The organism is Flavobacterium sp. CG_9.1, assembly GCF_015751645.1.
Lineage (GTDB): Bacteria > Bacteroidota > Bacteroidia > Flavobacteriales > Flavobacteriaceae > Flavobacterium > Flavobacterium xanthum.
Genome location: NZ_JADOVC010000014.1, coordinates 1 through 11,878, shown reverse-complemented (window position 1 = coordinate 11,878; position 11,878 = coordinate 1). Strand labels below are relative to the sequence as shown.

Here is an 11,878-nt window from a genome sequence, read left to right as displayed (position 1 = left end):
TTTAAAAATAAGTTTCTGGTGTAAATGTATTTTATAATTTTTAATTCTTGTTGGCTTAATCCATGATTTTACGTCTCAAAGCAGAATGAATTTGGTTTAATAGTTTAAAATTCTCTTTTTTTTCATTAATTTGTGATATAAATTACAAGAAAATGAAAAATATCCGCGTCGGAGTCGTACTCCACTTAACTTTATTCTTATTGGGAGTTAGCTCTTTATCGGCACAACAAACTCCTGGAAATGCATCTGGTACTGCCAATTCTAAGTACGATTATCATGATGCTTTTGCCCCGTTTTTTTACTCCAAAAATGGAACAACTACGCGTTCTGCAAGTGGTCAGCCAGGCGCTGAATATTGGCAAAATAGTGCGGATTATAAATTAACGGCTAAGTTGGATGAAAAAAACAACGAGATTACTGGAACGGGAATCATTACCTATACGAACAACAGTCCGGATAAAATGGCTTTTGTTTGGATGAACTTAGACCAAAATTTATTCAAAGCAGATTCCCGCGGAAGTGCTATAGTTCCTATGACTGGAAGTAGAAATGGGGCTCAAGGCCAAATTTTTGAAGGTGGGCATAAAATAAAATCGGTAAAAGTAATTACTACCTTGAAAGGAAAAGCAACCGAAACAGAATCAAAGTACGTAATCACTGATACCAGAATGCAGGTTTTTCTTCCACAAGGATTAAATGCAAAAGGCGGTTCCGTAAAAATTAAAATCGACTTTTCATTTATAGCGCCCTTTGAAGGTTCTGACCGAATGGGAGTTTTAGAAACTAAAAACGGCAAAATATTTACTATAGCACAATGGTATCCTCGCATGTGTGTCTATGATGATGTAAGAGGTTGGAATACAAATCCGTATCTAGGAGCTGCTGAATTTTACCTGGAATACGGTGATTTTGATGTGAGCATTACTGCGCCTTCTAATCATATTGTGGTTGCTTCTGGAGAATTACTAAATCCTACTGCTGTTTATTCAACGGTGGAACAAAGTAGATTAGCTCAAGCCAAACAAAGTGACAAAACAGTTTTTATTCGTACCGCTGAAGAAGTGGCAAGTTTATCTAAAACTGCTGCTAAAACTACTAAAACTTGGAATTATAAAATTAAAAATTCACGTGATTTTTCTTGGTCTTCGTCTGCCTCGTTTATTTTAGATGCTGCAAAAATCAATTTACCAAGTGGAAAAAAATCAGTAGCTATTTCCGTTTATCCAGTTGAAAGTGCTGGAAATGACGCGTGGGGACGTTCCACAGAATATACAAAAGCATCGATTGAAAACTATTCTAAAAGATGGTTTGAATATCCCTATCCAGCAGCTACAAATGTTGCGGGTAATGAAGGTGGAATGGAATATCCAGGTATTGTTTTTTGCAGTTGGGAGTCTAAAGGTGCTGATTTATGGGGTGTTACAGATCATGAGTTTGGACACATTTGGTTTCCTATGATTGTGGGTTCCAATGAAAGATTGTTTGCGTGGATGGACGAAGGTTTTAATACTTTTATTAATTCATTAAGTTCAGCTGATTTTAACAATGGTGAATACAAAGAAGCGAAGGCAGATTTGCATCAAAGAGCAGAAATGTACACTAGTCCTAATCTTGAGACCATAATGAGTTCTCCAGATAATATGAAAGAAGCTAATATTGGTCTTTTGGCCTATTCTAAACCTAGCTCCGGATTAGTTATTTTACGAGAGCAAGTTCTTGGTAAAGAGCGGTTTGACTTGGCTTTGAAAACGTATATTGAGCGTTGGGCTTACAAACACCCACAACCAGATGATTTCTTTAGAACAATTGAAAATGTAGCTGGCGAAGATTTGAGTTGGTTTTGGAGAGGTTGGTTCCAATACAACTGGCGATTAGATCAAGGAATAAATTCAATTAAATATGTAAAAAATGATCCAAAATTAGGCGTTGTTATATCAATTGAAAACTTCGAAAAAATGGCAATGCCAGTAAGTTTAGACGTAAAAACAAAAAGCGGAAAACTAACTCGTGTTACATTACCAGTTGAAGTTTGGCAAAAAAACAAGGCATGGTCTTTTAAACATAATTCGACCGAAGAAATAGAAAGTATTACGCTAGATCCAGATCATGTTTTACCAGACAGCAATACAACCAATAACATTTGGACTTCAGTTAAAGGTTTGATTGAAAAAGACATAATTTTGGATGGTTATTTAGGGGTTTACTCCACTAAAATGGCTCCTTTGAAAATTACTTTTTCAGAGAAAAATGGCGTGCTAAATGTTTTGATAACTAATTATCCAAGCTTTTCAGTCGAACCCATTGGGAAAAATACTTTTGAATCTAAATTGGCAGGACTTAAATTTGAATTTAATGATAGCTTAAATGGATTTGAAATGTTGACCCCTGATGGACAAAAAATACCATTTACTAAAGATAAATAGTGTTTTTATTTAATAGAAATAAAAAAGACTTGAAGTAATTGTTCTTCAAGTCTTTTTTTTATTCTATTTGGTAGTCTAAAATTACGCTGGAATTTGTTGACTCAAACAATGTAATGTTCCAAATCCCCAAATAAAATCCGTAGCACTAATGCCGATGACTTCTCTATCCGGAAAACATTCTGAAAGGATGTTTAAAGCGACTCTGTCATTACGGTCGTTAAAAGTAGGAATCAAAACACAGTGATTTAAAATTAAGAAATTAGCATAACTAGCGGGCAATCGTAAGCCATCAAATTCCAAACGTTTTGGCATTGGTAAAGCTACAATTATAGGCGATTTGCCATTTTCCAGTTTGGCGTTTTGTAAGCGTTTTAAATTGTCTTGCAACGGTTTGTAGTTACTATCCGTTGGATCCATTTCGACAATCGTTACAATTGTATCGTCATTTACAAAGCGGCATAAATCATCAATGTGACCGTGCGTATCATCCCCTTCAATACCGTCGCCTAACCAAATCACATTGGTAATTCCAAGGTATTTCTTGAAAACCGCTTCGTAGTCTGCCTTGTTAAAATTTGGATTCCGAACCTGAATATCAGGATGCATCAAACATTCTTCTGAAGTCAATAAAGTACCTCTTCCGTTAGTATCAATTGCACCACCTTCTACAATTACCGGTTTTCCTTTGTACATGACTTGAGTCACAGGAATATTCAAGAATTTGCCCACTTTTGCAGGAACGAATTTGTCTAATTGAATGTTTTTATATTTCGCCCAACCATTAAAATTAAAGTTTAGTGCCTCTCTTTCGGTTCCGTTTTTAACGATTATCGGACCCGAATCACGCATCCAACTTCTATTGGTTTTATGAATGATGTAGGAAATATTTGGAAGCGTAACATGAGCCGTTTCCAGCATGATATTGACTTTTTCTTTTTGAATTTCATCGGCAACTACTAAGAAAACGGTTTCATAAGTAGCCACTTTTTTGATAAATTCCACAAAAGCCCACTGCACAGCTTCGTATTTTCCGGGCCAGTCTTTTCCGTTATGAGGGAAACAAAGTAAAATTCCTTGTTGCTTTTCCCATTCTGCAGGGAATCTTCTGTTATTTGTCGTCATACAGCGTATCTAATTTTAAAGACTGCAAATATAAACATTCAATAGGATTTTAAAATAGTTCGCAACCATTCATTTCAGACATTTGATAAATTTATAAGAATAGTTTTGGTAATGATTATATAATATTTAGTTAATTCTTGTCGGGCTTCAGCTAGTTATTTTTGAATAAATTTAAAAATATACTTATGAAAAAATACGGTATTACACTATTAGCGGCAATTTTGGTATTGTCAAGTTGCGAAAATGACTCTAGTAAAGAGGAATCTCCTGAGTTGGTTGTTAATGAAAATGCTGCCACTTTTAAAGAAATTGGTTCCATAACGATTGGTGGCGCTGGAGCTGCTGAAATTAGCGCATACGACGAGGTTTCTAAAAAATTATTTACGGTAAACAATAGCAATACAAATAGGATTGATGTTATCGATTTATCGAATCCATCCAGTCCGGTTTTTCTAACAAGTATCGATTTAACCCCATTTAATGGAGCTTCAAATAGCGTGGCAACGTATAATGGAAAGTTAGCAGTAGCTTTAGAGGCAAAACCAAATAAGCAAGATGCTGGAAAAGTAGTCGTTTTTGATACGGCTAATTACAGTGTCATTAAAGAAATTACGGTTGGTGCTTTACCGGATATGATTACTTTCTCTCCTGACGGAAATTATATCATGACTGCTAATGAAGGAGAACCAAATGATACCTATTCGATAGATCCGGACGGTTCTGTTTCTATTATTGCAGTGAACAGTAATTATGCGGTGACGACTTTAAATTTCGCAAGTTTAAGCAGTCAATTGAGTACATTGAAAACAAAAGGATTCAGAATTGCAAGTCCAACGAATAATTTTGCGTCTGATATTGAACCGGAACACATCACGATTTCTGCTGATTCTAAAACGGCTTGGGTAACTTTACAGGAAAATAACGGCGTGGCTAAAATTGATTTGACAACCAAAACGATCACGAATATTTTTCCATTAGGTTATAAAGACTATAATCTTGCTGAGAATGCTATCGATATCAGCGATAAAGATGGTGGCGTTTTTGCTAATAATTGGAAAGCAAAAGGAATGTTTCAACCAGATGCTATAACTAATTTTGAAGTCAATAAAACCCCTTATTTTGTTACTGCAAATGAAGGAGATGCCAGAGAATATTCAGCTTTTGTAGATGTAAAAAGAATCAGCAGTTCGTCAGTTGTTCTTGATCCAATTGCATTTCCTAATGCGGCGGCTTTAAAAGCGGAAGCAAGTATGGGAAGGTTGAATATCAATACCAAAATGGGTGATACAGACGGCGATGGTGATTTTGACGAATTAGTTTCTTTTGGAGCCCGTTCTTTCTCGATTTGGAATGGAAATACCGGAGAATTAGTATTCGATAGTAAAAATGAATTAGACAAAAAAGCACAGGAATTAGGTATTTATGATGACAATCGAAGTGATGATAAATCAGTAGAGCCAGAATCCGTTGTGGTGACTAAAATGGGTGATAAAACCATTCTTTTTGTAGGTTTGGAACGAGTAGATGCTGTTGTAGTGTATGATGTATCTAATCCCGCTGCTCCAAAATTTTTGCAAATTTTCAAAACTGGTGATGCTCCAGAAGGATTGCTTTTTATTCCAGCCTCAAAAAGTCCAACCAAAAGAAGTTTAGTGGTGGTAAGTAGTGAAGGCGATGGTGTCGTTAAAATATTTCAACCGGATTTGAATTAGATTTAGAAGTTTACTTTAAATAAAAATCCCTGCTAAGAATTTTTTCTAAGCAGGGATTTTTTTATTGTCGAAAGGTACGTCAGTCAATCGCTCTTTTAGTAATATCGCCAAAAGCGTCTATTCTTCTATCTCTAAAGAAAGGCCAGTTTTGACGCACATTTTCTTGTAAGTCTAAATCAACTTCGGCAATTAGGATTTCTTCTTTATCGTGTGAGGCTTGTGCCAAAATTTCGCCTTGTGGTCCCGCAATAAACGAAGATCCCCAAAACTGAATTCCCGCCGTATCAGGCAAGTATTGCTCTAAACCAATTCTGTTTGCTGCAGCAACATAAACACCATTTGCAACGGCGTGACCTTTCATAACACTCATCCAAGCGCCATGTTGGTTTTCACCATATTGCTCTTTTTCTTGTGGATGCCATCCAATTGCTGTTGGGTAAAACAACACTTCAGCCCCTTGCAAAGCCGTCAAACGAGCGGCTTCCGGATACCATTGATCCCAACAAATTAAAGTTCCTACTTTTCCTTTTTTAGTTGGAATTGTTTTGAACCCTAAATCACCCGGCGTGAAATAGAATTTTTCATAAAAGTGAGGGTCATCTGGAATGTGCATTTTGCGATACAAACCTGCTTCTGAACCGTCTGTATCGATGATGTAAGCACTGTTATGGTAGATTCCGGCCATTCTTTTTTCAAAGAAAGGAACAATGATTACAACTCCTAATTCTTTTGCCAAAGCGCTAAAAGCAATAAAAGAAGTACTATAAAGTGGTTCTGCCAAAGCAAAATTATCTACATCTTCACTTTGACAAAAATAATGACTGCTGTACAATTCCGGTAAAGAGATTACTTCAGCACCTTGACTCGCAGCATCACGAACCCAACTAATACACTTTTTTAAGTTGTTTTCGGCAACATCGTTAAGGTTCAATTGAATAACTGCAATCTTATATTTTTTGTTTGGCATACTTTAATTTTTAGACTGCAAAAATAGTGAATTTTATAAAGAGTAGAAAATGGTAAAATTGAAAATGAATTGAAAAATAGGTAGTTGTTATTTTACGATGCTAATTTCAAGTTTTACCTTTCTAAAAAGAATGTTAATAAGTACTAATCTAAAGTTAAACAGTAAATTAGGTTTGGGTAAACTGCATGGTTTGCTTACTTTTAGGTATGGAAAATATATTAGTAGCAGGTGCAAATGGCACCACAGGAAAAAAAATAGTGGCTATTTTAAATGAATCCAACAATTTTCACCCCATAGCCATGGTTAGAAAAGAAGAGCAACAAGCTTATTTTAAAGCTCAAAACATTGAAACTGTTTTGGGTGACTTAGAAGGTGATCTTTCTTCTGTTTTTAATCGACCGATTGATAAAGTAGTTTTCGCTGCTGGCTCTGCCGGGAAAAATGTTCTTGGAGTAGATCAAGAAGGAGCAAAAAAACTAATTGATGCCTCCAAAAAAGCAAACATTAAGAAGTTTGTAATGTTGAGTTCGATGGGAGCTGACAAACCGGAGGAAGCGACTCAATTGCAAGAATATTTAAAAGCAAAGCACAACGCCGATGAATATTTAAAAACAAGTGGTTTAGATTTTAGTATTGTCAGACCTGGTTCTCTAACTAATGAAGCTGCTTTAACTACCATTGAGCTGGAAGGAAAGTTAAATAAACATAGCGAAATTAGTCGGGAAGATGTGGCGCAAACTTTGGTACAAACATTAGATGATACCATAGCTAGTAAGGCTACTTTTGAAATTATTAAAGGAGAAACTTTGATAGGCAAAGCACTTGAGAAAGTGAGTTAGATTATCGAGTCTTGATTAAATACTTATACCTTTATAGTTATAAGTGGTCATTCAATTAGGATAAGTATTTAGTGTATAACAGTTGCTTTGTCAGCTTATTTTTTATTCCTAGCTTTTTCTTCTTTTTTAGTAGAAGTCTTGGATTTAGAGAAATGCTGAATCAAGAATAAGTAGTGTATCAAATGGTTATGACAAATTTATTTAAAAGAGAAGGAGACTAAATTTAAGGAATCAAATCAGAAAAAGCGCTACTTTATCTTATAGTCGTAGATGATTATTTTAATTCCTTCCGCGTAAGTGGTTACTTTAAAATCGGGAAATGTAGTTTTAAATTTTGAAGACTCAAAGATGTTATCAATCGCATAACGAGGAAGTAATTCCTGTGTTTCTTTAAGGTTTTTGTCAAAAAATGAACCAATTTTTAAGACGAGCCAAGGCAACACTTTGTATTTTACTTGTCGTCCTAATTGATGTTCTATTTCGGCGATAAATTGCTTGTAGGTTAACCTATTGTCGTCGCAGGGCAAGTGCCAGGTTTCCCCAAAAGCAGCAGCCGTATTACCAATTAGGGCCATGGCTTTACTGGCATCTGGAGTAAAGATAAGAGTACGTAAGACATTATCTTTTAAGAATACTTTGGGCTCTTTGCCTTTTTTTAGATTTTCGAAAATTAAACTGTTGGTCAGTCCTTTGGTTATACCGGGACCATAAAACTCCGGAGCTCTACAAATTACGGCTTCAATTTCCTTGTTTGCAATAGCTTTTAAAAGCAGTTCAGCTGCTAGTTTCTTTCCCTTTCCTTTTTCTCCATTTGAGGTTAAAGGAGTATTTTCCGTTTGGATTTTGCTGTCTTGCGGATAGGCATAGGTGTTGTCAAAATAGACAAGTTTGCAATGATTCTTTCTACAGGCGTTGATTACATTTTGCATTACAATAACCCAATCTCGAAGCCAAATTTGGGAATCGTACGGCAACCCCACGGTTAGGTAAGCTATATCAGTATTTTCTAGCGCTTTTACAACACTTTCTGAATCCATTAGGTCTGCTCTAAAAAGTTCATCATTTGGATCTACTTTTTGGGGATTGCGGCCCACTAGTTTAATGTGAGGCGTATAATTTTTCCGCAGCTCACGGGCCAATCCTTCTCCTATTATCCCGTTTGCTCCTAGTATTGTTTGCATTATATATTTATTTCTTGTGTCTTGTTTGCATGCTAAGATAAGAATAATAGTTAGGGAATATTTCAAAAAAAGCAGCAGCAATAACTACATATAATGAAGTGATAAGTTTAAATAATGGGAATTCAATTCAAAAGAGGAATGAAAGTGACTATTTTTGTTTCTTAGAATCATTTAAATACAGGATTATGAAAACTATTTATAAAGCAGCTGTACTTATTATTACAGTCCTTTTTAGCAGTACTGCCGTATTTGCTCAGACAAAGGATGAAAAGGCAAATTTAATTGTGCAAGAAATGCTTACGGCCATGGGCGGTATCAAAAACTACAATGCGACCCATTTCATTCAATGGGATTTTGTGAACAGAAAAATATTTTGGGACAAATGGACTGGAGATGTTCGCATTGAGAACCCAGCAGCAAAGCAAGTGGTTTTAGTAAACATAAACACTTTAAAAGGCAAGGCCTATGAGAATGGAGTACTTGTGAATGATGATGCCAAGACCCAAGAGCTACTAGTAAAAGCTAAAAACTGGTGGATCAATGATTCGTATTGGTTGGTGATGCCTTGGAAATTACAAGATCCAGGAGTACAACTAAAATATATAAAAACTGATCAATTACCAGATGGTAAAACGGTAGATATTTTGCAACTTACCTTTAATGCAGTTGGTGTAACCCCTGAAAATAAATACTGGTTGTATGTAGATAAAAAAGAGCATTTAATTACGCAATGGGCCTACTATAAAAACTTTAATGATACGGAGCCAAAGTTCTTAAAACCTTGGAATAATTATCAAAAAACGGGTACTATTTTACTGTCTTTTGACAGACCTAATGAAGATGTAGGACCAAAAAATGTGATTGTTAAATCAAATTTTGATGCCTCTATTTTTACGGAACTATAAAAAAGAACTTTTGTAATTAATTTTTGCAAGTACAAAAAAACCATTCTATATCAGGCTGGTTTTTTTGTATTATTGATTATTGTTGTTCCTATCCAACTACTACGTACCTTAATTCTAGAATATTTTTAGTGTTTCAATAAAGATATATAAGTTTAGCCCAAAATAAAATAAAGCAGGAGATGACGCCCACAAACCGTCTTTAATTTTTAGTCTTACAATTACTCCCAAAAACATCAATAAAGCTAAACCTCCGGCGGAGAGCAGTAAAATAGAGTCGTATAGTAAGCCAATTAGTAAACCTAAAGCTCCCACAATCTCTAAAACTGCAGTAAGCGTTCCAAATTTACTCAATCCAAAGCGGACAAATTCACTTTTCATTTTTGGGTTTGTAAAATAAGCGATTCCATAGACTAAGAAAGAGAGACTCGAAAAAAGAATTAAAACTACTAGTAAACGCATTAGGCAATTAAATTAAGGGTTACGGCAGCAATACACAGACTTAGTAGCATCAGAAACAAAGATGGTATGCGCTTTTGCCAAGGATTATTTACTTTAAAGTGAAAATATTGCGCGCTCAACATCAAGAAAGCCATTAAAAGTGCTGGAATTAACACGAGCGAAGGATACCAGATACCTGTAATAAGCAAAGTTGCCAATGCTATTTTCGTTGCTCCAACAAGGGTTCGTGTCAAATCACTCAGCCCATATTGCTTAAATTCTTTTACAATATTATCAAAGCGGAATACCCATACAATAATAACAGAAATAGCGACAATGAGTTGTGCAATCACGGATAAATTTATCATTTTAGTTTTTTTTAAATTTTCTTACTCTTTTGGCTTTTCAGGTGTTGCCCCGTTATTTTATAGTGAGTTCTGGTCTTCACTTATATACAGCTTGTTTAATTCGGTTTCAAAATTAATTTATAATTTTATGTTGGCTTCAAACTATTGTAATGGGTACAAAATTAGGATAAATTAGTACTGGAATTCGATCATTTTGAGATGGTCTATTCTAGGTAATCGCTAGATTAAGTTAAACGAAAAATACGATTCGGAAAGGTAATGTTTTTGAGACACAACTTAAACCAAAACGACGGTTGCCCATTCATCTTTGCTATTTAATTAGTTTTAATTTTTTTAATGCTTCTTTGGTCGAATTTAAGCGAATAATTGGAAATTCTTCCATGTTTGTTTCTTGCTTTTCCACATTTGTTGCGAAAAAATAAACAGAATTATTCGTTTCTAAATACCCAACTAACCAGCCATTATTCATTCCATTTCTCATTCCCCAGCCGGTTTTTCCGCTTAAAATATAATTTTCCGTTTTCTCAAGCTGCATTATGTCTCTCATTATATTTTCGGTTCTTTTTGAAATCGGTAATTGTGAGAAATATAATCTTTCTAAAAAGTCAATTTGTTGCATCTGAGAAAATATCGATTTTCCTTCTAGCCAAAAATTATCAATTGTTAAAGTATCGAAAATCATTCCATCATAACTTAATTTTTTCAAGTACGATTTCATTCTTTTTACACCTATCTTTCTTGCGATTTCTTGATAACAAGGAACGCAAGAAACTTGAAATGCTTTTTTGAAAGTCAAATCTTCTTCCCATTTTTTAAATCTACGCTTATCTCCGTTCCATTTAAAAATTGTAGAATCGTTTTTAATTATTCCAGATTCTAAAGCAATAATTGAATTTGGAATTTTGAACGTTGATGCTGGAATTACTCCTGTTTTTGACCATTCAAAGTCGTTAGAATAATACGTTTTATTTTTTACATCATAAATTAAAATGGAACCTTTTACTTTTAAACTATCTAAAATATTTCCAAATTCGGACTTTACGATTTCTTTTGGTTTTAAATTTTTAGTTTGGCAATTTCCATTAAAGTTTACAAATAATATTAGATTAAAAAGGACGAATAGCTTTCTCATTTTAATTTATTTTCCCTTCGGTTGTCTGTTATTCTTAGATAACAGACAACTTATTTACAGCTCTAAAGTATCAGACTTATCTGCCTTATTATGTTTGTAAAAGTCGGCTTAATTTCAGACTAAATTCTTTAACGAATATATAAATAATTCTTTACAAATCATTAAATGAATTTTAATTTAATGAAGAGTTTTGGTATACTTTGTAGTTTGAATTTGTTGTTTTAAATCTATTATTTTTTTAATATTCTATTTAGCTAGGAGGTAGCGTTCTCACTTAAATGTAAGGCGTAATTGAAATGGGCAACAGAGCGTTAATCTGGTTTGGTTTTAAAATACGGATGCAATTGTTCCTTATTGAATGTGAATGCTCTAGGTCGGAGGATGGGTAATTGTTCTAATGAAAATTTGGTGGTATTGATAGACCTGATAGTAACGGCATCCTTTATGTCCTTTCTTTAAGGACATAAAGATAGAGTGAATAGCAGGAGCGGTATTGTTCTGCAAAAATAGCCTTCTGCTCCAAAAAACACAGAGCAATATTATCTATAATTAATTGGCTGTCAATATTTAATTTATAGTGTGTAGTTTGATTTTTTGTTTGAGTTTTACAGACACACAATTAAATGCATATCCTCTTGTAAAAATACCGTAATTAGAATAATTTTTTTGATTGTACGTGGGTTCACTCATTTAATTTCACTGCTATCCGAAAGTCAGAAATTAAAAGTGCCTGAGAATCCCTTATTTTTGTTTTGCAAAAAATAAAATAATTTAATGGGACTCTTCAGACG

Annotated in this window: 10 protein-coding genes; 4 read left to right on the top strand and 6 right to left on the bottom strand. The window is 34.4% G+C overall.

The window, feature by feature from the left end:
* Nucleotides 1–152: 152 nt before the first annotated feature.
* Nucleotides 153–2,423, top strand: coding sequence for a M1 family metallopeptidase (locus IWX83_RS09070; protein ID WP_196829167.1), 2,271 nt, complete (start codon nt 153–155; stop codon nt 2,421–2,423).
* Between the two features lie 81 nt (nt 2,424–2,504).
* Here the strand turns inward: IWX83_RS09070 and IWX83_RS09065 are convergent, their stop codons facing one another.
* On the bottom strand, nt 2,505–3,545 hold the full coding sequence (locus tag IWX83_RS09065; protein WP_196829165.1) for an agmatine/peptidylarginine deiminase: 1,041 nt from the start codon (nt 3,543–3,545) through the stop codon (nt 2,505–2,507).
* Nucleotides 3,546–3,730: 185 nt separating this feature from the next.
* Between IWX83_RS09065 and IWX83_RS09060 the strand changes: the two genes are divergently transcribed.
* A complete protein-coding gene (locus IWX83_RS09060) occupies nt 3,731–5,257 on the top strand; it encodes a choice-of-anchor I family protein (protein ID WP_196829163.1) in 1,527 nt (508 codons plus the stop codon).
* Nucleotides 5,258–5,336: 79 nt separating this feature from the next.
* Here the strand turns inward: IWX83_RS09060 and IWX83_RS09055 are convergent, their stop codons facing one another.
* A complete protein-coding gene (locus IWX83_RS09055) occupies nt 5,337–6,224 on the bottom strand; it encodes a carbon-nitrogen hydrolase (RefSeq protein ID WP_073352980.1) in 888 nt (295 codons plus the stop codon).
* 206 nt (nt 6,225–6,430) lie between these two features.
* Here IWX83_RS09055 and IWX83_RS09050 point away from each other — a divergent pair, with 206 nt between their 5' ends.
* Nucleotides 6,431–7,063 carry an SDR family oxidoreductase gene (locus tag IWX83_RS09050; protein WP_196829161.1) on the top strand — a complete coding sequence of 211 codons (633 nt, stop codon included), beginning with the start codon at nt 6,431–6,433 and terminating at the stop codon, nt 7,061–7,063.
* A gap of 248 nt (nt 7,064–7,311) precedes the next feature.
* Here the strand turns inward: IWX83_RS09050 and IWX83_RS09045 are convergent, their stop codons facing one another.
* Nucleotides 7,312–8,244, bottom strand: coding sequence for an NAD-dependent epimerase/dehydratase family protein (locus tag IWX83_RS09045; protein ID WP_196829159.1), 933 nt, complete (start codon nt 8,242–8,244; stop codon nt 7,312–7,314).
* Between the two features lie 185 nt (nt 8,245–8,429).
* Here IWX83_RS09045 and IWX83_RS09040 point away from each other — a divergent pair, with 185 nt between their 5' ends.
* Nucleotides 8,430–9,149, top strand: a complete 720-nt coding sequence (locus IWX83_RS09040; protein WP_073355384.1) for a hypothetical protein — start codon at nt 8,430–8,432, stop codon at nt 9,147–9,149.
* Between the two features lie 114 nt (nt 9,150–9,263).
* Here the strand turns inward: IWX83_RS09040 and IWX83_RS09035 are convergent, their stop codons facing one another.
* The 3 genes from IWX83_RS09035 to blaOXA form a co-directional block, all read right to left on the bottom strand.
* Nucleotides 9,264–9,608: a DoxX family protein gene (locus IWX83_RS09035; RefSeq protein ID WP_073355382.1), complete on the bottom strand. Its 345-nt coding sequence runs from the start codon at nt 9,606–9,608 to the stop codon at nt 9,264–9,266.
* The gene (locus IWX83_RS09030) at nt 9,608–9,955 is read right to left on the bottom strand and encodes a DoxX family protein (protein ID WP_196829157.1); all 348 of its coding nucleotides are present in this window, start codon (nt 9,953–9,955) and stop codon (nt 9,608–9,610) included. Before IWX83_RS09030 ends, IWX83_RS09035 begins: the two co-directional genes overlap by 1 nt.
* A 310-nt stretch (nt 9,956–10,265) precedes the next feature.
* A complete protein-coding gene (blaOXA, locus tag IWX83_RS09025; protein ID WP_196829155.1) occupies nt 10,266–11,087 on the bottom strand; it encodes a class D beta-lactamase in 822 nt (273 codons plus the stop codon).
* Between the last annotated feature and the right edge of the window lie 791 nt (nt 11,088–11,878).